At 52.7% G+C, this 25,186-nt stretch carries 26 protein-coding genes and 1 other RNA gene; 19 read left to right on the top strand and 8 right to left on the bottom strand.

All coding sequences use genetic code 11. From position 1 onward, the window contains the following. Positions 1-23: 23 nt before the first annotated feature. Genes J1784_RS12710 through J1784_RS12725 form a run of 4 tightly spaced genes read left to right on the top strand, consistent with a single transcriptional unit; the run spans position 24 to position 3,961 of the window. Complete coding sequence (locus J1784_RS12710) at positions 24-1,475, top strand: circularly permuted type 2 ATP-grasp protein (protein ID WP_217149537.1); 1,452 nt, start codon at positions 24-26, stop codon at positions 1,473-1,475. Continuing rightward, positions 1,469-2,410 (top strand): alpha-E domain-containing protein, encoded by a 942-nt coding sequence (locus tag J1784_RS12715; RefSeq protein ID WP_217149538.1) that lies wholly within the window; start codon positions 1,469-1,471, stop codon positions 2,408-2,410. Before J1784_RS12710 ends, J1784_RS12715 begins: the two co-directional genes overlap by 7 nt. Beyond that, positions 2,410-3,204, top strand: a complete 795-nt coding sequence (locus J1784_RS12720) for a transglutaminase family protein (RefSeq protein ID WP_217149539.1) — start codon at positions 2,410-2,412, stop codon at positions 3,202-3,204. Before J1784_RS12715 ends, J1784_RS12720 begins: the two co-directional genes overlap by 1 nt. 25 nt (positions 3,205-3,229) lie before the next feature. After that, positions 3,230-3,961, top strand: coding sequence for a proteasome-type protease (locus J1784_RS12725; RefSeq protein WP_217149540.1), 732 nt, complete (start codon positions 3,230-3,232; stop codon positions 3,959-3,961). Between the two features lie 24 nt (positions 3,962-3,985). On the opposite strand, the gene J1784_RS12730 is transcribed toward J1784_RS12725, so the two are convergent. The 4 genes from J1784_RS12730 to uxaC all read right to left on the bottom strand — a co-directional run bounded on the left by J1784_RS12730 (position 3,986) and on the right by uxaC (position 9,169). Continuing rightward, positions 3,986-4,549 carry a YgjV family protein gene (locus J1784_RS12730; RefSeq protein WP_217149541.1) on the bottom strand — a complete coding sequence of 188 codons (564 nt, stop codon included), beginning with the start codon at positions 4,547-4,549 and terminating at the stop codon, positions 3,986-3,988. A 96-nt stretch (positions 4,550-4,645) separates the two neighbouring features. Further along, complete coding sequence (locus J1784_RS12735) at positions 4,646-6,136, bottom strand: UxaA family hydrolase (RefSeq protein WP_217149542.1); 1,491 nt, start codon at positions 6,134-6,136, stop codon at positions 4,646-4,648. Positions 6,137-6,146: 10 nt separating this feature from the next. After that, on the bottom strand, positions 6,147-7,598 hold the full coding sequence (locus J1784_RS12740) for a tagaturonate reductase (RefSeq protein ID WP_217149543.1): 1,452 nt from the start codon (positions 7,596-7,598) through the stop codon (positions 6,147-6,149). Positions 7,599-7,756: 158 nt separating this feature from the next. After that, entirely contained in the window at positions 7,757-9,169 is a 1,413-nt protein-coding gene (uxaC, locus tag J1784_RS12745; protein ID WP_217149544.1) for a glucuronate isomerase, read from the bottom strand. A 972-nt stretch (positions 9,170-10,141) separates the two neighbouring features. Here uxaC and J1784_RS12750 point away from each other — a divergent pair. From J1784_RS12750 to J1784_RS12795, 10 genes are all read left to right on the top strand, one after another. Next, the gene (locus J1784_RS12750) at positions 10,142-11,434 is read left to right on the top strand and encodes an MFS transporter (protein ID WP_217149545.1); all 1,293 of its coding nucleotides are present in this window, start codon (positions 10,142-10,144) and stop codon (positions 11,432-11,434) included. Between the two features lie 189 nt (positions 11,435-11,623). Further along, entirely contained in the window at positions 11,624-12,400 is a 777-nt protein-coding gene (exuR, locus tag J1784_RS12755) for a transcriptional regulator ExuR (RefSeq protein WP_112288093.1), read from the top strand. Between the two features lie 410 nt (positions 12,401-12,810). Further along, a complete protein-coding gene (locus J1784_RS12760; RefSeq protein ID WP_217149546.1) occupies positions 12,811-13,494 on the top strand; it encodes a DedA family protein in 684 nt (227 codons plus the stop codon). Further along, positions 13,491-13,874, top strand: coding sequence for an EnvZ/OmpR regulon moderator MzrA (gene mzrA / locus J1784_RS12765; RefSeq protein ID WP_217149547.1), 384 nt, complete (start codon positions 13,491-13,493; stop codon positions 13,872-13,874). The genes J1784_RS12760 and mzrA overlap by 4 nt, the downstream gene beginning before the upstream one ends. Positions 13,875-14,015: 141 nt before the next feature. Beyond that, positions 14,016-14,393 carry a DUF1090 domain-containing protein gene (locus J1784_RS12770; protein ID WP_217149548.1) on the top strand — a complete coding sequence of 126 codons (378 nt, stop codon included), beginning with the start codon at positions 14,016-14,018 and terminating at the stop codon, positions 14,391-14,393. A 157-nt stretch (positions 14,394-14,550) separates the two neighbouring features. Continuing rightward, positions 14,551-14,853 carry an ElaB/YgaM/YqjD family protein gene (locus J1784_RS12775; RefSeq protein WP_013577208.1) on the top strand — a complete coding sequence of 101 codons (303 nt, stop codon included), beginning with the start codon at positions 14,551-14,553 and terminating at the stop codon, positions 14,851-14,853. A gap of 2 nt (positions 14,854-14,855) precedes the next feature. Further along, entirely contained in the window at positions 14,856-15,263 is a 408-nt protein-coding gene (locus J1784_RS12780) for a phage holin family protein (RefSeq protein WP_217149549.1), read from the top strand. Beyond that, the gene (locus J1784_RS12785) at positions 15,260-15,544 is read left to right on the top strand and encodes a YqjK-like family protein (protein WP_113876740.1); all 285 of its coding nucleotides are present in this window, start codon (positions 15,260-15,262) and stop codon (positions 15,542-15,544) included. The genes J1784_RS12780 and J1784_RS12785 overlap by 4 nt, the downstream gene beginning before the upstream one ends. Before the next feature lie 238 nt (positions 15,545-15,782). Further along, positions 15,783-16,175, top strand: a complete 393-nt coding sequence (locus tag J1784_RS12790; protein WP_112288087.1) for a DoxX family protein — start codon at positions 15,783-15,785, stop codon at positions 16,173-16,175. Between the two features lie 113 nt (positions 16,176-16,288). Next, positions 16,289-17,272 carry a glutathione S-transferase family protein gene (locus tag J1784_RS12795; protein WP_217149550.1) on the top strand — a complete coding sequence of 328 codons (984 nt, stop codon included), beginning with the start codon at positions 16,289-16,291 and terminating at the stop codon, positions 17,270-17,272. Between the two features lie 39 nt (positions 17,273-17,311). Here J1784_RS12795 and J1784_RS12800 read toward each other — a convergent pair whose 3' ends face one another. Next, positions 17,312-18,217, bottom strand: a complete 906-nt coding sequence (locus J1784_RS12800) for a LysR family transcriptional regulator (protein WP_152327312.1) — start codon at positions 18,215-18,217, stop codon at positions 17,312-17,314. Between the two features lie 110 nt (positions 18,218-18,327). Here J1784_RS12800 and J1784_RS12805 point away from each other — a divergent pair, with 110 nt between their 5' ends. Next, positions 18,328-19,032: a pirin family protein gene (locus tag J1784_RS12805; RefSeq protein WP_217149551.1), complete on the top strand. Its 705-nt coding sequence runs from the start codon at positions 18,328-18,330 to the stop codon at positions 19,030-19,032. Between the two features lie 63 nt (positions 19,033-19,095). On the opposite strand, the gene rnpB is transcribed toward J1784_RS12805, so the two are convergent. Next, an RNA gene (gene rnpB / locus J1784_RS12810) (RNase P RNA component class A) lies at positions 19,096-19,474 on the bottom strand. A gap of 25 nt (positions 19,475-19,499) precedes the next feature. Further along, a complete protein-coding gene (gene rsmI / locus J1784_RS12815) occupies positions 19,500-20,369 on the bottom strand; it encodes a 16S rRNA (cytidine(1402)-2'-O)-methyltransferase (protein WP_120508384.1) in 870 nt (289 codons plus the stop codon). 61 nt (positions 20,370-20,430) lie between these two features. Here rsmI and J1784_RS12820 point away from each other — a divergent pair, with 61 nt between their 5' ends. The 4 genes from J1784_RS12820 (at position 20,431) to dolP (ending at position 24,096) form a co-directional block, all read left to right on the top strand. Beyond that, positions 20,431-22,458, top strand: coding sequence for a penicillin-binding protein activator (locus tag J1784_RS12820; RefSeq protein WP_217149552.1), 2,028 nt, complete (start codon positions 20,431-20,433; stop codon positions 22,456-22,458). Positions 22,459-22,521: 63 nt separating this feature from the next. Further along, positions 22,522-22,890 (top strand): YraN family protein, encoded by a 369-nt coding sequence (locus J1784_RS12825; protein WP_217149553.1) that lies wholly within the window; start codon positions 22,522-22,524, stop codon positions 22,888-22,890. Positions 22,891-22,920: 30 nt separating this feature from the next. Then, positions 22,921-23,511 (top strand): DnaA initiator-associating protein DiaA, encoded by a 591-nt coding sequence (diaA, locus tag J1784_RS12830; RefSeq protein ID WP_013577230.1) that lies wholly within the window; start codon positions 22,921-22,923, stop codon positions 23,509-23,511. Between the two features lie 9 nt (positions 23,512-23,520). After that, positions 23,521-24,096: a division/outer membrane stress-associated lipid-binding lipoprotein gene (gene dolP, locus J1784_RS12835; RefSeq protein ID WP_217149554.1), complete on the top strand. Its 576-nt coding sequence runs from the start codon at positions 23,521-23,523 to the stop codon at positions 24,094-24,096. Between the two features lie 75 nt (positions 24,097-24,171). On the opposite strand, the gene mtgA is transcribed toward dolP, so the two are convergent. Then, positions 24,172-24,894 (bottom strand): monofunctional biosynthetic peptidoglycan transglycosylase, encoded by a 723-nt coding sequence (mtgA, locus tag J1784_RS12840; RefSeq protein WP_217149555.1) that lies wholly within the window; start codon positions 24,892-24,894, stop codon positions 24,172-24,174. Positions 24,895-25,186 lie beyond the last annotated feature (292 nt).

A 25,186-nucleotide genomic window follows, 5' to 3' on the forward strand; every position in this document is an offset into this window, starting at 1 on the left:
CCTGTCCAGTTTGTGAGGTGATGATGATCAAGATTGACCTTTCCGATTCACCCTTTTTCGATGAGATGTTAATGGCTGATGGGAAACACCGCAGCCATTATCAGGCCTACTGGCAGTGGTTGCAGCAAGCCGATCAACAGGCAGTCCAGCGTAAAAAAGAGGAAGCCGCGCTGTTGTTCCATCGGGTGGGAATTACCTTTAACGTTTACGGCGAAGATGATGGCGCGGAACGACTGATCCCGTTCGACAGCGTGCCGCGCATTATTCCGGCCAGCGAATGGCAAATGCTCGACCGCGGGATCCGCCAGCGGATTCAGGCGCTGAATGCTTTTTTGCATGATATTTATCACGACCAGAAGATCCTCAAAGCAGGGATCGTGCCCGCCGGGCAGGTGCTGGCCAACGATCAGTATCAGCCCTGTATGCAGGGTATCGATCTTCACCGCGATACTTACGCTCACATTGCCGGAACTGACATGGTACGCGGCGGCGATGGCGAATATTACGTGCTGGAAGACAACCTGCGTACGCCATCCGGCGTTTCTTACATGATGGAAAACCGCAAAATGATGATGCGGTTATATCCCGAACTGTTTGCCGAGCAGCGCATCGCGCCGGTGTCCCGCTACCCTTCCCATTTACTGCAAACGCTGCGTGAAAGCACACCGGTCAACGATCCGACCGTCGTCGTACTGACGCCCGGGCGCTTTAACAGTGCGTATTTTGAACACAGTTTTCTCGCGCAGCAAATGGGTGTGGAGCTGGTAGAAAGCGTCGATTTGTTTGTTAAAGACGGCGCGGTGTTTATGCGTACCACTGCCGGGCCATGCAAAATTGATGTCATTTACCGGCGCATTGATGATGCATTCCTCGATCCGCTGGCGTTCCGCGCTGATTCGATGCTCGGCGTTCCCGGCCTGCTTTCTGTCTATCGCGCCGGTGGCGTGGTACTGGCGAATGCTGTCGGCACCGGCGTGGCGGATGACAAGTCGATCTACCCGTATGTGCCGGAAATGATCCGCTACTACTTGGCCGAAGATCCGATCCTAAATAATGTGCCAACCTGGCAATGCCGCAAAGAGAGTGATCTGTCTTTCGTGCTGGCGAACCTGGAAAAAATGGTGGTGAAAGAGGTTCATGGTGCAGGCGGTTACGGCATGTTGATTGGCCCGTCGGCCAGCAAAGCCGAAATTGAACGCTTTCGCGATTTACTGCGCGCCCGCCCGGAAAACTACATCGCACAGGAAACGCTGGCGCTTTCCACCTGCCCGACGTTTGTCGGCAACGGGCTGGCTCCGCGTCATATCGACCTGCGGCCTTTCGCCCTGACGGGTGCGGAAATCCGGCTGGTACCGGGCGGATTAACCCGCGTAGCACTGGCGGAAGGCTCGCTGGTGGTGAATTCATCTCAGGGCGGCGGCACCAAAGACACCTGGGTACTGGAAGAAAATCCGACGGAGGATGACGCATGCTAAGCAGAACAGCCAGCGAACTGTACTGGATGGCGCGTTATCTGGAACGCGCCGAGAATATCGCACGCCTTCTGGACGTGACCAACAAGCTGTCGATGATGTCGATTCGCGATGTGAATGCACGCGATGAAAACAATGATTTACTGGTGCCGCTGACCATGACCGGCACGCGCACATTGTTCAGTGAGCATTATCCGCTGGAGACGATGAGCAATCTGCTCAACTTTTTTGCGCTGGACAGTTTCAACCACAGCAGTATTTTCAGCTGTCTGCAAATGGCGTGGAACAATGCCCACGCAGTGCGCGGCAGCTTGTCATCAGAAGTGTGGGAAAGCATTAACGCCACCTGGATTGAGATGAAACTGATCCGCCGTCAGGGCGTCGGATCTGCCGGTGCAGATTCTTTCTTCGACTGGGTTAAGGAGCGCTCACATCTGTTCCGGGGCGCGATGTTTGGCACATTGCTGCGAAGCGATGCTCAAAATTTCATCCGGCTCGGCACCATGCTGGAACGCGCAGACAGTACTGCGCGCCTGCTGGATGCCAAAAATCAGTTGCTGAATGCCGACGAAGATCCGGTACGGGAATACTACCGGATGGATACGCTGCTGCGCGCCGTCAGCGCCCGCGAGGCCTTCCATACGTTATACAAACAGCAACTCAGCCAGAAGCGCATCGCCGAACTGCTGGTTCTGCGCCGCGAGTTACCGCGCTCTTTGCTTTCCTGTATCGAAATCATGGCCGAACAGCTGGAGGAAATCGGCGGAACCGCGGGTAATCTGCCCCGCCGCCGCGTCCATACCCTTCACGCTCAGCTTCGTTTCACCGAAATGGAAGAGATCGTTGAGATGGGCCTCAGCCCCTGGTTAATGCAGTTCCTTGACCAGACCAACGCTATCGCTGAGAGCATTCATCAAACCTATCTGGAGGCTCAATAATGAAACTGAATGTCACGCATCAGACGCATTACAGCTATGCACAGCAGGTTAAACACAGCACGCAATATCTGCGCCTTACGCCGCAGGATTCCAGCCATCAGAAGATTTTGTCATGGGATCTGACGTTGCCGGAATACGCCACCCGCACGCTGGATGCTTACGGCAATGTGCTGCACGTTCTGACACTCGATCAGCCTCACCAGGCGATTACCATTGTCGCCAACGGTGTGGTCGAGATTGAAGACAACATGGAAGACGACAATACCGGGCATCTTTCGCCGCTGGTCTTTTTGCGTACCAGCCCGCTGACGCTGGCCGACGGCGCAATCCGCGATTTTGCCAGCCGTTATTACCGTCCGCAGGCCCAACATGAAAGCCTGTGTAATCTGATGGGCGAACTGCTGCTGAAAATGCCTTATAACCCCGGCAGTACTACGGTGAAAGACAGCGCCTCGCAGGCCTTTTCGGCACAAACCGGCGTCTGTCAGGATCACACCCATGTTTTCCTGGCCTGTTGCCGCAGTCTGGGCATCCCGGCGCGCTACGTCAGCGGCTATCTTTATTCAGAAGATTCAACGCATGTGGCAATGCACGCCTGGGCAGAAGCGTGGCTGGATGACCGCTGGCAGAGCTTTGATGTCACCAACAACACCTGTAAACCGAATCAGCATTTGAAACTGGCTATCGGCATAGATTATCTTGATGCATGCCCGGTCCGCGGTATCCGGTTGGGTGGAGGAAGTGAAGACATGCGCACTGTCGCCGCCGTTGCCATGCTCGACGTACCACAATAAACCTGACGCCTGAGGAAGATTTTTTATGACTTACTGTGTGGCCATGCGCTTGTCCTCAGGCCTGGTGTTTGTTTCAGACTCACGCACCAATGCCGGAGTGGATCATATTTCCACCTTCCGTAAACTGCATGTTTTTCATCAAAGCGATGAACGCGTGCTGGTTATTCAGAGCGCCGGAAATCTGGCGACCACACAGAGCATTATCAGTCTGCTGCATCGCCGCTGCTCAGACGATGAGCGGGAAAACCTGCTGAACGTGAAGTCGCTGTACGATGCCGCCAGCCTGCTGGGTGAAACGGTACGGGAAGTGATTGCCCGCGACAGCGGCGCGAATCAGGGCGGGAATACCGATTTCAGCTGTAATCTGCTGCTCGGTGGTCAGATAAAAGGGGAAGGTCTGCGGCTGTTTCACATTTATCCGCAAGGGAATTTCATCGAAGCCACGCACGACACGCCGTATTTCCAGATTGGCGAAAGTAAGTACGGCAAGCCGATTATTGACCGGGTGCTGAGTTACGACACGGCGCTGGATCAGGCGATGCAATGTGCGCTGATTTCGATGGATTCGACGCTGAGAAGTAATCTTTCCGTCGGTCTGCCGCTGGATGTACTGACCTATCCGACAGACAGTTTCAGCGCCGCGCAACAGCACCGGATCACAGAAACGCATCCGTATTTCGACATGATCCGTAAAGGCTGGGGCGAAGGCTTGCTGAGCATTTTCGGCCAGCTGCCGCCGCTGAAACTGGACGAGTAAATCCGCTTCTGGCGGAGTGATATCTCACTCCGCTGCTTTATTTTCATCCATCTTCTGAACAATCTTTTTCTCGACCTCAAACGGATCGATACCACGCAGTTGCAGGCGGCGGAAACGGATGATGTTAAAACCGTTCATCACCAGAAAACTGCCTTCGATAAGCGATCCGCCAATCGAACCAAGCCAGATGTTGTGCGCCACCCAACAGCAGGTTGAGCACCACATAATGCAGCGCGTGGTCAGCCCGCTGGTGCGAAACAGCGCCCAGGTACTGACGACCGTTGCGCCGACCGGCAATAATTCCACCCAGTGGTGGGCGCGACTAAGCCCTAATACCAGCGTCAGGACGATGAAAACCACCATAATCCACTGGTTACGGGTACGCAGGGAAATCAGCGTGCGCAGTGAGTTAAGCAACGCGCTCATGCCCGCCGGTGCTGCACCCATCATCAGAAAATGCACGCCGATAATGGCGCTGTAGGCAGAAAGTTGTTGTTTAAAGCGGCGGTCGCTTCGGTTGAAAAACATCGTGATGCCGACCATAAAGGCCACAACACCAACTGACTGAGCCAACCAGTAATACGTCATTTGTCAGGAGTCTCATACGTGGGATTCTTACGCTGCAAAAGCAAACGGCGTTCCATAACTGAAACGCCGTTTCATCCTAACGATAAACCCAACCGGTTACAATGTGACGCCGCTTTTGAAAATCGCTAATTCCCGGAAATCATTGATTTCGTTTTTGGCTTTGCGGCCATCAGCGATCGCCACGATCAAGTCAACAAACTCACCCAGCAGATGATCCATACTCACATCGTGGATCAGTTGCCCGGCATCGAAATCGATCCAGTGCGGTTTTTTCGCCGCCAGTTCGCTGTTGGTGGCCAGTTTTACCGTCGGGACAAAACCGCCGTAAGGTGTGCCGCGTCCGGTACTGAACAGCACCATGTGACAACCGGCGCCCGCCAGCGCACTGGTCGCAACAGCGTCGTTACCCGGCGCACTCAGCAGGTTCAGGCCCGGCGTGGTCAGGCGTTCGCCGTATTTCAGCACGTCCATCACCGGGCTTTGACCGGCTTTCTGCGTGCAGCCCAGGGATTTCTCTTCCAGCGTAGTGATACCCCCGGCTTTGTTACCCGGAGACGGGTTCTCGTAAATCGGCTGGTTATGCTCGATGAAATACTGTTTGAAATCATTCACCATGTGAACCGTTTTCTCAAACGTGCCTTCATCGCGGCAACGGCTCATCAGAATACGTTCCGCACCAAACATTTCCGGCACTTCGGTCAGCACGGAAGTGCCGCCGTTGGCGATCACGTAATCAGAGAAACGCCCCAGCAGCGGGTTCGCGGTGATACCCGACAGACCGTCAGAACCGCCGCATTCCAGACCAAATTTCAGTTCGCTGAGTTTGCCCGGAACGCGTTTATCGTCACGCATCACAGCATACAGTTCGCGCAGACGTTCCAGACCGGCTTCCACTTCGTCGTCGAATTTTTGCAACGTCATAAAACGCACGCGTTCTTCGTCAACGTCGCCGAGCGTGTCACGGAATACGTCCACCTGATTGTTTTCACAACCCAGGCCGATCACCAGCACCGCACCCGCATTCGGGTGACGCACCATGTTTTGCAGCATGGTGCGGGTGTTCACATGGTCGTCGCCCAGTTGCGAGCAACCAAACGGATGCGTGAACAGGTAAACGCCGTCGATGCCTTCCGCATCATTGGTTTCTTTCAGGAAACGTGACTGGATCTGACGTGCAATACCATTGACGCAACCAACGGTTGGGATCAGCCACAGTTCGTTACGGATCCCAACCTGACCGTTCTTACGACGGAAGATCTGCACATCGCGATCCGCCATCTGTTCCGGCACGGTGGCGAAATCCGGCTGATACTGGTATTCATCCAGATCGTTGAGATTAGTTTTACCGTTTTGTGAATGGATATGCACACCCGGTTCGATTGCGGCCAGCGCATGGCCAATCGGCAGGCCGTATTTCACAATATTTTCCCCGGCCGCAATCGGGCGCAGGGCAAATTTGTGACCACGCGCCACAGGCTGAGCCAGAACCACGGAATATCCGCCCGCTTCAACTTGTTCGCCTGCGTCGATATCGCGCAAAGCCACAGCGACGTTATCAGCGGTATGAATTTGAATGATACTTTGCATAGTTGCTCTCTTAGCTGTAAGCCGCCAACGCATCACGCATGCCGCGATCTTCAATCGCCTGCAATTGCTCGGTCACTTTCACCGTCAGACCCGGCACGGTATTCAGGTCACGTCCCCAGTGTTCTTCATCTGCCAGCACGGTTTCCACCAGGCCGATTAACGGCAGGCTGCCGTTACGCACATCACTCCACAGTCCGGAGAAACGGCTCAGCCAGTGGGCATCATCCTGTAGCGGATACATTTCACCGTTACGCTCACCCCGGTAAAACGCTAGTAACGCCGCCAGCGCAAAGGTCAGGCGCGGAGGCAGAAGCTGATTCTTTTCCTGGCTCGCCAGCAGCTGCGGCAAAATGCGCGTGCGGTATTTGGTCATACCGTTCAGGGCAATCGACAACAGCTGATGCTGAATGAACGGATTGCGGAAGCGACTAAGCACCGCCTGCGCGAAGGACGTCAGTTCATCCTGTGGCAAATCAAGCACCGGCGAGATTTCCTCGGCGATGGCCAGTTCGACAAAGCGGCTGATCTGCGCGTCATTCATCGATTCACCGACGGTGTTCAACCCTGCCAGGAAGGCGACCGGCACCAGCGCGGTGTGCGCACCATTAAGGATCGCCACTTTGCGTTCTTTATACGGTTTGATGTCATCAACCAGGCGGATATTCAGCGGCAGTTTGTCCAGACGCAGTTCCTGAGCCAGACTCTTTGGCCCCTGTATGACAAACAGATAGAAGTGTTCAGCGCTGTCAAAGAAGCTGTCCTGATAGCCCAGTTCTTCCTGCAGGCTATCGACTTCGCTGCGCGGATAACCGGTCACGATGCGGTCAACCAGCGTGGAGCAGAAAGTATTGCTGTTTTCCAGCCACAGCGTAAATGCTGCCGGAAGCGCCCAAAGTTGTGCGTAACGCAGCACAAGTTCCCGCAATGCTTCGCCGTTGTAATCAATCAGTTCGCACGGCAGCAGAACCCAGCCTTTATCAGCCGCACCGTCGAAATGGGTGAAACGCTCGAACAGTAAACGGGTCAGTTTGGCCGGGAAACTGGCCGGAGGCGCATCTTCCAGACGATCGCTCTCGACAAAGCTGATACCGGCTTCGGTAGTGTTAGAGAACATGAAGCGGATATTCGGGTCGCGGGCCAGCGCCAGATATTCATCAAACTGATGATAGATATTAATTTCGCGGTTAACAGAGCGGATGATGCGGGTATCACGCACCGTTTCACCCTGTTCGTTCAGGCCGCTGATGATGGTGGTATACAGACCATCTTGTGTGCTCAGCGATGGCGGAAAGTCGGTGTCAATCGGGCGGACAACCACGATACCGGCATCGAGATCGGTGTGTTCGTTCAGCAGATCGATTTGCCAGTCAACAAACGCCCGCAGGAAGTTACCTTCACCAAATTGAATAATTTTGTCCGGGTGCTGACGGCCAGGGAAGTCACGGCGATTTAACCTTTGCATCTCACATTCACCTTAATTTGCTCAGACTCCGGTCTTTGAGGGCAGGATAAATGCCCCATGGCCGTCGTTCTCTGTTGGGATAAATTTTTGTTATTTATGTGTTTATTGCGGAGCGCAGGAACCTGCGCCCCGTTGTGTTGCTTCTTAATTTATGCAGATCAGTTCAGCTCAATCTGGAAATACTGTTTGGCGTTATCGAAGCAGATGTTTTTCACCATATTGCCAAGCAGTTCGATGTCTGCCGGCGCTTCGCCATCTTCAACCCAGCGACCAATCATCTGGCACAGGATGCGACGGAAATATTCATGACGCGTATAAGACAGGAAACTGCGACTGTCGGTCAGCATGCCGACGAAGCGGCTCAGTAAGCCCAGATTGGCCAGCTGTGTCATCTGACGCTGCATGCCGTCTTTCTGGTCATTAAACCACCAGCCGGAACCGAACTGCATTTTGCCCGGCATCCCTTCGCCCTGGAAGTTACCGACCATGGTGCCGATCACTTCGTTATCACGCGGGTTCAGACAGTACAGAATAGTTTTTGGCAGGCCACCGGCCAGACCCTGTGCACCCAGCAGTTTGGACAGTGGTTCTGCCAGCGGCTGGTCGTTAATAGAGTCGAAACCCACGTCTGCGCCAATCAGCTGGAACATACGGGTGTTGTTATTACGCAGCGCGCCAATGTGATACTGCTGTACCCATTCACGACGCTGATATTCAGAAGCCAGATACAGCAGAACGCCTGTTTTGAACTGGGCAATTTCCTGCGCTGTCGGCGTTTCACCGTTCAGGCGACGGGACAGAATGCCGTCCAGCGTGGCGTCATCCGCCTCACCGTAAACCACTACGTCAAGCGCGTGATCAGACACTTTGCAACCGTGCGCGGCAAAGTGATCCATACGTTTTTTCAGGGCATCACGCAGGTCGCTGAAACGGGTAATGGAAACATCTGCCGCCGCTTCCAGCTTTTTCATGTAATCAGCGAAGGTGGCCGCTTCAATGTTGAAGGCTTTATCCGGACGCCAGCTTGGCAGCACTTTGATATCAAAGCCTGAATCTTGTGCGACCGCTTTATGGTGTTCCAGAGAGTCGATCGGATCGTCCGTCGTACCGACCATTTTCACATTCATCTGTTTCATTATGCCGCGTGCAGAGAAGTTATCCTGCGCCAGCAGCTCATTACCGCGTTCCCAGATTTCGCCTGCGGTAGACGGAGAAAGCAGTTTGCCGGTGATACCGAACGGACGGCGCAGCTCGAGGTGCGTCCAGTGGTACAGCGGGTTACCGATAGTGTGAGGAACCGTCGCAGCCCAGGCGTCAAACTTCTCGCGGTCGCTGGCATCGCCGGTACACATACGCTCAGGCACACCGTTGGTACGCATCGCGCGCCATTTGTAGTGATCACCTTTCAGCCAAATGTCATACAGGTTTTTAAATTTGTAGTCCTGCGCAATCAGCTCAGGCGGCAAATGGCAGTGGTAGTCAAAAATTGGCTCATCTTTCGCGTAGTCGTGATACAGGCGACGTGCGAATTCTGTGTCGAGAAGGAAGTCTTCCGTTAAAAACTGCGCCATCTTAGGTTCCTCATCATGAATTCTGTAGAGTTATCACTCAATGGTGCGAAGTTATCACACCAATTTAGATTGTCGTCCAGCTCTTTTTAGGGAGTTACACCCGCAGAAGCCAGCGATCTGAGACCATAAAAACACACTAACTCTCTGTTAAATAATAATGTTGAAGCTTTAAACCACTGTTACCTATTATCCTCACAATCAGAGTGTCATTTTGTGATGTCACTCAAACTTTAAATCTGTATGACAAGTTAATTCGTACCAAATGTAACAAAACGGCTCAGACGTATTATTTATCCCTGCCCGTTTTTACCATTGCGCTTGATATCGCCCCGCCAGCTCGCTGCTCATGCCTTTATCATCGATTTTCACAACAGTAAGTCACTTTATCAGTCATTTGCGAACAAATAATCCTGTTCATTTACTGTTCAGATTAAATGTGATCATTTCGTAAAGTTGTCACACCAATTACGTTTCTATAATTCTTTCATCTTTGTTAACCCACCCGCTGAAAAATGTGAGCCTCATCAAACAAAATACACTTTCCATTGTAAAATCAAGTAAATAACCGTGAAGTTAAAAAAGTTAAGTAACCACACAATATAAATGTGGTTTTGTGATGTCATTCAAATTTTAAATCTGTATGACAAGTTATCTTTGCTTCGCCCGGACAAGAGCGTCAGAGATTACCTGCCACGTCCTTTCGCTGTTGCCCGGGCAAATCACTTCCCGGGCTCAATCAGACCATGGCGAAGAATTCATTCTGGTGTCCAGGACGTTCATCGGATCATTACGCACAAATAACAATAACGCAGTGCGTAAAAGCATCGGGCAGCTCCCAGTGAAATCTTCTGGCGGCGTGATACCCGGAAAACGTTAAGGAAAGCCAGAACCCCACGCTTACTGAGGTGGTGCGAAATACGCCCTGACAGCCTGTCGCTGTCATCGCCGGATTATTTACTGGGAGAGAGTTAAATGGCTAAGATTAAAGGGTTACGCTGGTACATGATCGCGCTGGTTACATGCGGCACGATCCTCGGTTATCTGACACGTAACGCCATTGCCGCCGCAGCACCTACGCTGATGAGCCAGTTGAACATCAGCACACAGCAATATTCTTATATTATCGCCGCCTATTCCGCCTGCTATACGCTGATGCAGCCGGTGGCCGGTTACGTTCTTGACGTGATGGGCACCAAAGTCGGTTACGCGATGTTTGCCATTATGTGGGCCGTGTTCTGTATGGCGACTGCACTGGCCAGCAGCTGGGGTGGTCTGGCTATCGCCCGCGGTGCCGTGGGTATGGCGGAAGCCGCGATGATCCCTGCCGGCCTGAAAGCCAGCAGCGAATGGTTCCCGGCTAAAGAACGTTCTATTGCCGTCGGCTACTTTAACGTCGGGTCATCAATCGGCGGGATGATTGCGCCACCCCTGGTCGTCTGGTGCATCGTGATGCACAGCTGGCAGCTGGCCTTCATCATTACCGGCGCGTTAAGCATGATCTGGGCTCTGAGCTGGCTGGTGTTCTACAAGCATCCCAAAGATCAGAAAAAACTCAGCCCTGAAGAACGTGACTACATTCTGGAAGGTCAGGAAGCACAGCACCAGACCGACAACGGCAAGAAAATGTCTGCCTGGCAGATCCTGCGTAACCGCCAGTTCTGGGGTATCGCGCTGCCACGTTTCCTGGCTGAACCGGCCTGGGGGACTTTCAACGCCTGGATCCCGCTGTTCATGTTCAAAGTGTATGGTTTTAACCTGAAAGAAATCGCGATGTTTGCCTGGATGCCGATGCTGTTCGCTGACCTCGGCTGTATCCTCGGCGGTTATCTGCCACCGTTATTCCAGAAGTACTTCAAAGTTAACCTGATCGTCTCCCGTAAAATGGTCGTGACCATGGGTGCGGTTCTGATGATTGGCCCGGGCATGATCGGCCTGTTCACCAGCCCTTACGCCGCTATCGCTTTACTGTGTGTCGGTGGATTTGCTCACCAGTCTCTGTCCGGTGCGCTGATCACCTTGTCCTCTGACGTGTTCGGTCGTAACGAAGTGGCGACTGCCAACGGTCTGACCGGGATGGCAGCCTGGATGGCGAGTACCATGTTTGCCCTGGTGGTGGGTGCGCTGGCCGATACCATTGGTTTTAGCCCGCTGTTTGCGGCACTTGCGGTCTTCGACCTGCTCGGCGCCATCATCATCTGGACCGTTCTGCAAAACCGTTCCGCTGCAGAAGTGGCTCCGGCTGCACTTAAAACCGCAAAAGCCTGATCCACAGAATGAAAGCCCGGTAGCTCTTTTACCGGGCTTTGCTGTTTTCTGAAATTTCTCCAAAACCTTTCTGTCCAATGCACGGTGCAACAGCCTTTCGTAAATCGTATACTGGTACTTGTATAATAAGTTCACAGGTCTGTCCGACACTTACTTCTTACAGGTTTCACTACTTTAAAGAGCACTCATATGGAATCCACAGACACCAGACGCCTATACCAACAACTGGCTGCCACGCTCAAGGAACGGATTGAAACGGGTTTGTATCCGGTTGGCGAGAAGTTACCGGCCGAACGTCTGATTTCCGATGAAATGGATGTCAGCCGCACCGTGGTGCGTGAAGCGATTATCATGCTCGAAGTAGAAGGTTACGTGGAAGTGCGTAAAGGGTCGGGCATCCATGTTATGTCAAACCAGCAGCGCCATCTGGTGGTGCCTGATTGTGGGAGTGAGTTTGGCACTTCCGGTCCGTTTGAGCTTTTGCAGGCACGTCAGCTGATCGAAAGTAACATCGCTGAATTCGCTGCGACCCAGGTGACGAAACAAGACATCATGCGTCTGATGGAAATTCAGGAGCATGCGCGTCAGGAAGATCGTTTTCGTGATTCAGAATGGGATTTGAAATTTCACGTGCAGGTTGCACAGGCGACGCAAAACAGCGCACTGGCGACCATTGTTGAGAAGATGTGGAGCCAGCGGTTGCACAACCCTTACTGGCGCAAACTGCATGAGCACATCGATGAGAAATCGATTGAAAGCTGGTGCGAGGATCATGACCTGATCCTCAAAGCGCTGATCCGCCGTGATCCGCATGCGGCAAAACTGGCGATGTGGCAGCATCTGGAAAACACCAAACAAATGCTTTTCCGCGCGACCAGTGATGATTTTGAGTTCAATGTAGACCGTTATCTGTACTCAGAAAACCCGGTCGTTCATCTCGATCCCCCTTTGCTGAACACCAAATAATTCCCTTTGAGGCAGGTTAATTCCCCCAACCTGCCGTTTTACGCTTTCTGCTCCCTCTCCCGCCAAACCTGTCAGACACTGTCGAGTAGTGTCAGCCAATGTAAAACCCTTTCCCAAACGTGCTTCAGACTTAAATGATCGGTCTCAACGCGCTATATTTACCTGTCTGAGTTATTGGTATTTTGTTACAGTTAGACCACTTTTTTTACCCGTTTGAGCTACGTTTCAGAAAGCAAAATGACGCGTAAATACAATGGCATCAAAAATAACAGCATCAGAAACAACGGTTTCAGAAACAAAGAACCAGCCAGGGACTTGGCTACCCTATCAGCCCGGCAGGCAGCGTCGAGACAATTTCTCCGCTGATGCTTTTGCTGACTCACTGAAAATGATGGAGTTTCACAAGACAGATGGAAATTATCAGCTCGCTCATCGATGCCCTCTGGCAACAAGATTATAAAACCCTCGCGGACCCTTCTCTGGTCTGGGCGCTGTACCTGATTTTATTCATGATCATTTTTCTGGAAAACGGCCTGCTTCCTGCGGCTTTTTTGCCCGGTGACAGCCTCCTGATCCTGGTCGGTGTATTGATTGCCAAAGACGCCATGAATTTCCCGTTAACGATTTTCCTGCTCACCAGTGCCGCCAGTCTGGGCTGCTGGCTAAGTTACGCACAGGGAAAATGGCTGGGAAATACGCGAATAGTACAAAGCTGGCTGGCACATCTCCCTGTGCATTATCACGAACGCGCACATGCACTTTTCCACAAACACGGTCTTTCGGCGCTGTTAGTGGGTCGTTTTCTGGCATTTGTCCGCACACTCCTGCCAACAATTGCCGGTCTGTCCGGCCTGAGCAACAGCCGTTTTCAGTTCTTCAACTGGGTCAGCGGACTATTGTGGATCCTGATCCTGACCTCGCTGGGGTATTTCCTCGGTAAAACTCCGCTGTTCCTGAAATATGAGGATCAGGTCATGAACTGCCTGATGCTCTTGCCTGTACTGTTACTGATCGGCGGACTGGTGGGGTCAATCTGGGTGTTGTGGCGGAAAAAACATGCAGACCGCCAGAACAAAGGTAAAAGCGCATCATGAGCCAGAGGCTGAAAAGCCGGTCATTTTTCTGGCCGGGGATGCTCATGTTAGTGGCAATCGTGGCCATGTTCGGGCTGGCATTATCGCGCCTGCCGGCTCCTGCCAGCGCGCTGCAAATCCGTCCCGCCAGAACCGGGACATCGCTGCCTGACGGTTTTTATGTTTACCAGAGCCTCAGTCAGCGCGGCATCCATATCAAGAGCATTACGCCGCTCAATGACGGGCTGGTGGTACAGCTTGATTCTGCATCTCAGCGAAAACTGGCAGAAGAAGCTTTACAGGACATTCTGCCGCCGGGATTTATGATTCAGTATTATGAACAACCGACCGCAAAAGCGTGGCTACATAAACTGGATCGCGACCATCTGAAACTTGGATAATCTCCCTGGCGACACAAGGGGGATTCATCTGATATCACCGTTCATTCAGCGGTGATATCATTCAAAGCCAGTTATTCACTCAACTAATAATTTAGGGAATTAAGTGCCACACTCACTTATCCATCAAAAGGAAGCGACAAGATGAAACTGACATTAACCGCCCTCGTTTTAGCCCCGGCCTTATTGTTCACCACGTCAAGTTTTGCAGCGTCTCAGCCGGAAAGCTGCGTGACCAAGCAACACGAAATCCAAAAGCAAATCGACGAAGCCCGCGCGCACAATAATCAGAACCGTGTCGATGGTCTGGAGAAAGCGCTGCGCGAGAATAAAGCACATTGTACGGATGCCGGTCTGCAAGCTGATAAGCAAAAACGTATTGAAGAAAAACGTGAAAAAGTCGCGGAACGTGAGCAGGAGCTGAAAGAAGCTCAGGCTAAAGGCGACCACGACAAAGTCATCAAAAAACAGCAGAAACTGGATGAAGCGAAGTCTGAACTGAAAGAAGCTGAAGGCAAATAAGTTCTCTGGCAGAGTCGATTTCCGGAGTTCGATTTAACGCGATATAGCGGATTTTTCAGGGTTTCTGTGGGTCTTAACAGATTATTCGCATTTGCGATCACCCGAATATCCGCTATGTTAAAAGTTCGAATCAGTTAACGTATGGAGTGACTTACACATGGCTAGTAATACATCAGAACAACTGCGCGCTGAACTCAAGTCATTGGCGGACACCCTGGAAGAAGTTCTCCAGACCTCTACCGATAAGCCGAAAGCTGAACTCGATAAACTGCGTGGAAAAGCAGAATCTCTGCTCAAAGATACCCGCGAACGTCTGAGTGATACGGGCGATAAGATTGCCTATCAGACCAAAGAAATTGCCGGCAAAGCCGACGATTACGTACATGAAAAACCCTGGACTGGCGTCGGTATTGGTGCCGCAGTCGGCGTTGTCATCGGCGTTCTGTTAGCCCGCCGCTAATTATGGCAGAGCCAATCAAACCCGCACCACAGGGACCCGGTAAAGGGTTGTTTGACATCGTTTCCCGTGTCGCCACTGTCGTGGTGAGTATCGTTGAAACACGTGTCAGACTGGCTGTTGTAGAGCTGGAAGAGGAAAAGGCCAATATTTTCCAATTGCTGCTCATGGCCGGTATTACCCTGATTTTTACCGCTTTTGGTCTTATGAGTTTGCTGGTGGTTTTATTCTGGGCCATCGATCCAGCCTATCGTCTTACGGCGATAGCGACGACAACCGGCGTATTACTGCTTTTGGCAGTGATCCTCGGCGCGATGACGCTGGCGAAAGCCAAACGTTCCACCCTGCTCAGCCTCACCCGCAAGCAGCTGGACGTTGATCGTGCCCTGCTGGAAAAGGATGACGAGCAATGAGTATTCCGGACCGCGCTATCGAAAAAGTCAGACTGCTGCGCAAAATTGAGCGTCAGCGTGGCGAGCTTTCTCAGGCCGGTTCTGACTGGCTCGAGGCAACCGCGAAAGTGGATCATTACTGGGTAAAACTGGTAGATATGCGTAAATATCTGGTCGTGGGCTCAAGCCTGCTGGCTGTTTACGGCATCCGCCACCCCAGTGCGGTCGTCCGCTGGTCACGGCGTGCTTTTGGTATCTGGGGCACCGTCAGGTTGTTCCGCAAAACCATCGGCAACAAATAGCCGCAACCTCCTCTTGTAAAAAGGGCTGATTGGAAAACAATCAGCCCTTTTCTTTTTGAATAACAATCTCTCAGCTGTTCAATTTATTTGAAGCATTCCAACAGTTTTACTTGCTAACAAAGCGTAACCATCCGACTTATTATCTCGTCATCAACTGATGCGGTAACGGCATGAAACATTTTCTGACCGGACCGGTAACATTTTAGCCCGCCTTGGGCATATTAATCTGGAGTAGAAAATGAACAAGTTACAAGACACGGCTTTGCTGGTTGCACGTATTCTGATGCCAATCCTGTTTATCGTTGCAGGCTGGGGCAAAATTAACGGTTACACTGCGACTGCGGGTTACATGACTTCTATGGGCGTGCCAAGCTTCTTCCTGCCACTGACCATCCTGTTGGAGTTTGGCGGCGGTCTGGCAATTCTGTTTGGTTTCTTCACCCGTACTACGGCGCTGATCACTGCAATCTTCACCATTCTGACTGCTCTGATCTTCCACACTGATTTCGCACAAGGCGTGAACCAGATGATGTTCATGAAAAACCTGTCCATCGCCGGTGGTTTCTTCGTACTGTTCGCATCCGGCCCGGGCGCATTCAGCATCGACCGCCTGATCAAGAAAAACTGGTAATTGCCCCGGCACCAGGGAGCAACAACCAAGCTATAATTAAATAAGACAAAAAAATAACCTGCAGGGCGATGTGATTTATCACCTCGCCCTTTTTCACATTTATTGGAGGAAATATGGGACAACTAGTGAATGGCGTTTGGCAGGACACCTGGTACGACACCAAGTCGACCGGGGGTCATTTCAAACGTTCAGCAGCACAGTTTCGTAACTGGATAACGCCGGATGGCACGCCGGGTGAGCATGGTGTGGGTGGCTTTGCCGCAGAACGCGACCGCTACCATCTGTATGTTTCACTGGCCTGTCCGTGGGCGCACCGCACATTATTGATGCGTACGCTGAAAGGGCTGGAAGATATTATTCCGGTTTCTGTCGTTCATCCGCTGATGCTGGAACATGGCTGGACTTTCGGCAGTGATTTCCCGGCGGCAACCGGCGATGATTTGTATCATCTCAATTACGCCTATGAAATCTATCTGCGGGCGCAGAACGATTACACCGGTCGCGTCACCGTGCCTATTCTGTGGGATAAAAAACAGCAAACCATCGTCAGTAACGAATCCGCTGATATCATCCGCATGTTTAACAGCGCGTTTGATGCAGTAGGCGCAAAAGCCGGGGATTATTATCCGCCGTCGTTACGCCCGGCGATTGATGAGATTAATGAGTGGGTCTATCCGCAAATCAATAATGGCGTTTATAAGGCGGGTTTTGCGACTTCTCAGGGTGCTTACGATGAAGCGGTTGACGGTGTATTCGCAGCGCTGGACCGTGCCGAGGAACTGCTGAGCAAACACCGTTATCTGACGGGTAACCAGCTAACTGAAGCCGATCTCCGTTTGTGGACCACGCTGGTGCGCTTTGATCCGGTATATGTCACGCACTTTAAGTGCGACCGTCACCGAATCAGCGATTACCCGAATTTGTATGGTTTCCTGCGCGATATCTACCAGATGCCGGGCATTCGTGACACGGTGGATTTTGCACACATCCGTAATCACTATTACCGCAGCCACGCGACCATCAATCCTTACGGGATTATTTCGACCGGACCGGCACAGGATTTAGAATCTGAGCACGGCCGCGACAAACGCTTCTAATCTTTTAGCGCCTTCCCCTTTTACAAGGGGAAGGCGAGTTTACTTAGCTTCCCGCGTCGCCAGTAATTTAGGAATTTCACGCAGGAACCAGGCTTTTGCCTCACCCATACTGTCACGACGCCACGCCATGATGATATCCGTCTCACGGTTATATTCCGCGCTGACCACCCGCAGACGCCCTTCCTCGATGTCTTTTTCGACCATCGGATAAGGCATCGTCGCCACGCCTAATCCTGCCAGCAGCGCCTTACGTTTTTCTTCAATCGTACTGACCGTCAGCCGCTGTTGTTTATCGAGCAACTGAACGGTGAGCACAGGCCGCTCACGGGCGGTATCAGCTACCGCAATACCGCGGTATTTCACCCGGCTGACATCAGATAACGGCTCGGCTTCCTGATGGATCGGGTGATCCGGCGCAGCCACATACACGCTAACCAGTTTGTACAGTTTGCGGCTGTTGATTTCAGTGGAGGAACGGAAATGCATATCGGGCGCAATGACGATATCTGCACGCCCCTGCTCCAGACGCTCCCACGCACCGGCCAGCACTTCGGTTATCAGCGAAACCTGCGTATTGGCTTTCAGCGCCAGCTTTTCAATCAGCGGGAATAACTGCGCAGCAGGCGATAATGCCTCACACACGATGGTGATGTGCGTTTCCCAGCCGCGCGCTAAGGCTTCGGCATCGACGGTCAGTTTATCGGCCGCTTCCAGCAAAACACGCCCGCGCTCTAGCAACATACGGCCAACATTGGTGAATTTTGTCCGATGACCTGAACGGTCAAACAGCACCACATCCAGCTCTTCTTCCAGTTTCTGCATGGTATAGCTCAATGCAGACGGCACGCGGCCCAGCTCGTCGGCGGCAGCGGCAAAACTGCCCCGGCGGTCAATCGCATCCATGACCCGTAAGGCTTCCAGTGTGAGTGCGCGATCCTTAGCCATTCTCTTCTCTTTCAGGAAATTTGAATATAGCGACCAGATTAACTGGCTAACAATCGCACGTCCAGACGCTTACCATTTATACATCGAAATTTTTAAGAGAGGCGACCGCCATGATCACCAGCAGAACGGCAAAAGAGTGCGGTACCGCTGACTTTGGCTGGCTCCAGGCACGGTATACATTTTCCTTTGGCCATTACTTTGACCCGAAACTCATGGGCTATGCGTCACTGCGCGTTCTGAATCAGGAAGTGCTGGCGCCGGGTGCCAGTTTCCAGCCGCGCACCTATCCGCGGGTAGATGTCCTGAATATCGTCCTGCAGGGTTCGGCGGAATATCGCGACAGCGCAGGCAACAGTATCCGGGCACAGGCCGGTGAAGCGGCATTATTATCGACACAGCCTAATGTCAGTTACAGCGAACTGAATACCAGCGCCAGTCAGCCGCTGACGCGGATGCAGTTATGGCTTGATGCCTGCCCTGAGCATGAAAATCCGCTCACGCAGAAAATGACGCTGCCGGGCACCACGCATTTCCTGCTGGCCTCACCGGACGGGGGAAATGGCAGCCTGCAATTGCGGCAAAATGTCTGGATCCATCATCTGGATTTAGGGGCGGGTGAACAAATCACGCTGCCGGTACGCGGACCACGTGCCTATCTGCAGTCGATTCACGGGCAGATAGATGCACAGGGTTCGGTCAGCCGCGAACTGCAAAAGCTGGCCTGTGGCGATGGCGCATTTATCCATCAGGAAAACAGCCTGACCGTTTCCGCCATTACCCCGTTGCGGGCATTGCTGATTGATATGCCGGTGTGAATTTTTATGGATGTCAGAAAGGCGAAACGCCGCGCAGATTACTCTGCGCGGCGTTTCTTTTGACGAGGGAGTTGACCGTTAAGCCGGGTTCTGTCGTGGACAGTCATTCGTCTAGGCCAGCAATCGCTCACTGGCTCAAGCAGCCTACCCGGGTTCAGTACGGGCCGTACCATGTGAACCCCTATTTGGCCTTGCTCCGGGTGGAGTTTACCATGCCACGAACTGTTGCCAGCCGCGCGGTGCGCTCTTACCGCACCCTTTCACCCTTACCTGATCCCGCTTGCGCGGGCCATCGGCGGTTTGCTCTCTGTTGCACTTGTCGTAAGCTCGCGCTTCCCAGGCGTTACCTGGCACCCTGCCCTATGGAGCCCGGACTTTCCTCCCCTCCTTCTGTCTCCCCCGAAAGGGACGGCAAAGAAGCGGCGACTGTCTGGTCAACTCCGCGGCGGATAATAGGGTATTACGCCCTATTTGTCACCCTCTTGCTCATCAAGCGCGTATTTATACAACGCATTCTTCTTCACGCCGTGGATTTCCGCGGCCAGCGCGGCAGCTTTTTTCAGTGGCAATTCTTTTTGCAACAGCGCCAGCGTGCGTAACGCTTCTGCAGGTAAGGCTTCGGTATCGATTTTATGACCTTCAACAATCAACACCATTTCACCACGCCGGCGTGTTTCCACTTCCTGTACCCAGGCCAGCAGTTCGCCCACCGGCGCACCGTGAATATTTTCCCAGGTTTTGGTCAGCTCACGCGCCAGCACCACATAACGCTGCGGCCCCCACACTTCCACCATATCCTGTAAGCTGTCGAGCAGGCGGTGAGTCGATTCGTAGAAAATCAGCGTTCTCGGTTCTTCGATTAACGCCTGCAACGTATCTTTTCGTGATTTGGTTTTAGCCGGCAGAAATCCTTCGTAACAGAAACGGTCGGAAGGCAAACCCGCGGCGCATAATGCGGTGATCGCCGCACAGGCGCCCGGTAACGGCACCACGCGAATACCCGCTTCACGACAACGACGCACCAGGTGATAGCCGGGGTCATTGATCAGCGGCGTACCGGCATCGGAAACCAGCGCGATGGTCTGTCCTTCCTGCAATTTTGCCAGTAAATGCTCGGCTTTCTGCTGTTCATTATGATCATGCAGCGGGAACATTTTGGCGGTGATCGCGAAATGGTGCAGCAGCAATCCGGTGTGGCGGGTGTCTTCTGCGGCAATCAAATCTACACTGTTCAGTACGGCCAGCGCGCGTTGGGTTATATCCCCTAAATTGCCAATTGGCGTCGGTACGATATACAGCGTTGAGGCAGAAATATCTGCTTGATCGTCTTGATTCATTGTTTCATCCGGATTGCCGATTTAATATTGAGCATCTTGAAAAAACATCACTGGAAACTGAATGCCTTCCTCAATGACCTTTCGTACCCGTTCGGGACGTTTACTCCCTGCCATTATTGTGGCGATGCTTCTCGCCAGCTGTTCCGGTCAGGCGCCACAAGCACCCACTGAAAGTGTCCAGGGTGCAGCGTCCGGCAGCTCTGACTATTATCTGCAACAGGCACAGCAAAGCGGTGATGATAACAAGGCTGACTGGCAATTGCTTGCAGTGCGTGCCCTGATACGTGAAGGCAAAGTGCCTCAGGCGGCGGAACAACTGGCCAAAGTGCCGCAAAATCTGACCGCTGCACAAACCCGCGAACAGCAACTGACCAGCGCGGAAGTGCAGGTAGCCCAGAAAAATTACCAGGCCGCTGCCACCAGTCTGAGCCAGATAGACCCGGGTAATCTGACCAACGATCAAAAAGCGCGTTATTATCAGGCGCAAATCGATGCTAGCCAGGGACGCACCAGCCTCGGGCTGATCCGCGCATATATCGCTCAGGAACCGCTGGTGCAGGGCAAACTGCATCAGGACAACATTGACGAGACCTGGACCGCGCTGACGCAAATGTCCGCGCAGGACGTCAACAGCATTGTCATTAATGCCGATGAAAATACCCTGCAGGGATGGCTGGATTTACTGAGTGTCTGGCAGAGCAACAAGCAAGATCCTGATCTGCTGAAAGCCGGAATCAAAGACTGGCAGCGCCGTTATCCGGTGAATCCGGCAGCGAAAACTCTGCCTACGCAGCTGAATAATGTGCTGAGCTTCCAGCCCGCTTCTACCGGTAAAATTGCACTTTTCCTGCCGATGAGCGGCCCGGCGCAGGTTTACGGGAATGCGATTTCGCAAGGTTTCAGCGCGGCAATGAACGGTCAGCTAAGCCAGCCTGCACCGCAAGCGGCGCCTGCTGATCCGAATGCGCAGACGCCGTCACCGGCAGACCCGAACGCGGCGGTGAGTACTTCGGCACCGGATGCCAGCCAGCCGCAAACCGATCCCACTCAGGCACAGCCTGCTGCAACGCCAGCAGTGACAGCGCCTGTCGCCAGCAGCAATGCGCAGGTGAAAGTGTATGACACCAACGGTCAGCCTCTGGCCGCGCTTCTGACACAGGCTCAGCAGGATGGTGCCACGCTGGTTGTCGGCCCGCTGCTCAAAGATCAGGTCAACGAACTCTCTTCAGATCAGACTCCGCTGAATGTTTTAGCGCTTAATCAGCCAGAAACTGAGAAAAACAGCCCGAATATCTGTTACTTTGCGCTCTCGCCGGAAGATGAAGCGCAGGATGCCGCGCGCCACATGTGGGCTGAACAAAAACGTATGCCGCTGTTGCTGGTTCCACGTGGCAACTTTGGTGACCGTATCGCGCAGGCTTTTGCTAATGAATGGCAAAAACTGGGCGGCCAGACTGTGCTGAAACAGGGCCTCGGTTCTGCCGGTGAATTACGTTCCTCTATCGGCAGCGGTATCCGCCTGACCGGTACTCCGGTTATCGCGACCGATGCTGCCGCACCGGCACAATCGCAGGGCGTCACCATTGGCGGGATCACTATCCCGGCTCCGCCAACCGATGCGCAGATTACTCAGGGCAGCTCAGGCGGTGCAGTGGATTCCGTTTACGTTGTGGCAACGCAGAGTGAACTGACACTGATTAAACCGATGCTGGATCTGGCCGTTAATGGCCGAGTGCATCCTTCCGTTTACGCCAGTTCCCGCAGCTATCAGGCCGGTGCTGGCCCGGACTATCGTCTGGAAATGGAAGGCGTTCAGTTCAGCGATATTCCATTGCTGGCGGGTGGCAACCCGGCGCTGATGCAGCAGGCCACCGCGAAATTCGGTAACGACTACTCGCTGGTTCGCCTCTACGCGATGGGGATTGATGCCTGGAATCTGGCGAATCATTTCTCGCAGATGCGCACATTGCCTGGCTTCCAGGTTTCCGGCAGCACCGGCGACCTGAGCGCCAATGAGAATTGCGTTATCCATCGCAAACTGCCGTGGCTGCAATACCGCCAGGGTTCGCTGGTGCCGGTTTCTTCATAAGAGAAGCCAGACCGCGCCGCTGAAACGGGAACGCTCAGCCATGACAGGTACAAGGAAGTACTGATGAACAATTTTTTGTCGAAGACGCGGGCATGTGGCGATAAGTACGAAGCCTTTGCCCGTCGTTATCTTGAAAGAGCCGGGTTAATCTTCGTGGCCGCCAACGTGGCCTGCCGCGCAGGCGAAATTGACCTGATCATGCGTGACCAGCAAACGTGGGTGTTTGTAGAAGTCCGCTACCGGCGTAACGCTGATTATGGCGGCGCGGCGGCCAGCGTGACAGTTCAAAAACAGCAGCGCCTGTTACGCGCGGCGTCTTTCTGGCTTGCAGGAAAGAATGCAAGCTTTGACACATCATCTTGCCGTTTTGATGTATTAGCCATCACCGGTAGCCAGATAGAATGGCTGCGTGATGCATTCAATGCGGAATAAATATTACGACGACTGACTGGACGAAAACCCGTGCTGGATAGAATCAAAGTCTGCTTTACCGAAAGTATCCAAACTCAGATTGCCGCGGCAGAAGCCTTGCCTGACGCGATTTCCCGCGCCGCGATGACGCTGGTGCAATCGCTGCTCAACGGCAATAAGATTCTGTGCTGCGGTAACGGCACTTCTGCGGCAAATGCTCAGCATTTTTCCGCCAGTCTGATTAATCGTTTTGAAACTGAACGTCCGAGCCTTCCTGCAATCTCACTATGTGCAGATAACATTGTGCTGACCGCGATTGCTAACGATCGTCTGCATGAAGAAATCTATGCCAAACAGGTGCGCGCCTTAGGTCAGGCGGGTGATGTTCTGCTGGCTATTTCGACCCGCGGCAACAGCCGTGATATTGTCAAAGCCGTTGAAGCAGCGGTAACCCGCGATATGACGATTGTCGCTTTGACGGGTTATGACGGCGGCGAACTGGCAGGTTTACTGGGCCCGCACGATGTTGAGATTCGTATTCCCTCTCATCGCAGTGCCCGTATTCAGGAAATGCATATGCTCACAGTAAACTGCCTCTGTGACCTGATAGATAATACGCTGTTCCCACACCAGGACGATTAAGGAGATCCAATGAAGGCGAGTCCTCTCTTTGCTGTATTGTTAAGCGCCCTTCTTTTACAAGGCTGTGTCGCCGCAGCTGTGGTTGGCGTGGCTGGCGTGGCCACCAAAACCACCACTGACCCGCGTACCGTGGGTACTCAGGTTGATGACAGCACTCTGGAAGCCCGTGTTTCCAACGCTATCAGTAAAGACAAACAGCTGAAAGATGAAGCCCGTATTGTGGCTACTGCCTATCAGGGTAAAGTCCTGCTGACCGGTCAGACACCAACACCTGACATGGCCGCACGCGCCAAACAGATTGCTGTGGGTGTAGACGGTGCGACAGAAGTGTATAACGAGATCCGTACAGGCACGCCGGTCAGTATGGGCACGGCATCAACGGATACGTGGATCACCACCAAGGTTCGCTCTCAGTTGCTGACCAGCGATTCGGTGAAATCTTCTAACGTTAAAGTCACCACTGAAAACGGTGAAGTCTTCCTGCTGGGTCTGGTCACTCAGGATGAAGGTAAATCGGCGGCAGGTATTGCGGCTGGCGTAAGCGGTGTTAAACACGTCACTACGGCGTTCACTTACGTTAAATAATTAAGATTCAATCAGCTACAACAAAAAAGGACAGCTCCCGGGCTGTCCTTTTTTATTCCTCAAAAACGTCAGACGCTAATGAAGTTTATGTTCTTGCAGGAAAGACTCTCCGCCAAGCTGGCTCATCTGGCGCAGTATCCACTGCTGGCGACGCAACACATAAGCGGAAGGCGCATTTACTTTGAACAGATGCGGATTCGGTAACACCGCCGCCAGCAACGCTGCCTGAGAAGCAGTAAGGCGACTGGCGGGTTTGTGGAAGAAATGTTGCGAAGCCTGTTCCACACCAAATACGCCGTCACCAAATTCCACGATATTCAGATACACCGTCAGTATGCGGCGTTTGGTCCACACCGTTTCAATGCCTACGGTCAGTCCCGCCTCCAGCCCTTTTCTCACCCAACTGCGCCCGTCCCAAAGGAACAGATTCTTGGCAGTTTGCTGAGATAATGTCGAGGCACCGCGCATTTTGCCGCCATCTTTATCCAGAACGGACTGGATAGCATCCATATCAAAACCCCAGTGCTCAGGGAATTTCTGATCTTCAGCGGCCATCACCGCGAGCGCCATGGGTGAGGAAATTTCACTCATCGGTACCCAGTCTGAATGCGCTACGTAACCAAAATCACCGGTCAGCCAGGCTGAAACTTGCCTCTCCACCATGACTGCAGAGAAAGGCACAGGGAGAAATGAAAAAAGAAGAATGCCCGCTACCCATAAGCAGAGTAACAGTATTAACGCACGTTTCACCCATAAGACCGGCTTGCGCAAGAGACCCTTTCGAGTAATTTTATTCATTTAGCGCTTTCCACAACACATCCGACCATCTAATCAATCCTGATATTAACCTGCAAAATCAGGCTAGCGAAATGCTGAACAATATTGCTAACAATTGAGCAATATGAATGAAACCTTTACTTACATTCAGAGCGGGAAATTCCGATTTTACCACTACCATCAATGAGTTCCGGAAAACCGCCTGATATTCTTACCTTTTTCAAGCTGAAGTATTTTTGAGCGATAAAGTAAAATATTTGTGTATGAACCCACAAACTACACGTAAGCAATTCTTATGAATTACATTAGAGAA

Source organism: Rahnella ecdela (assembly GCF_019049625.1).
Classification (GTDB): domain Bacteria; phylum Pseudomonadota; class Gammaproteobacteria; order Enterobacterales; family Enterobacteriaceae; genus Rahnella; species Rahnella ecdela.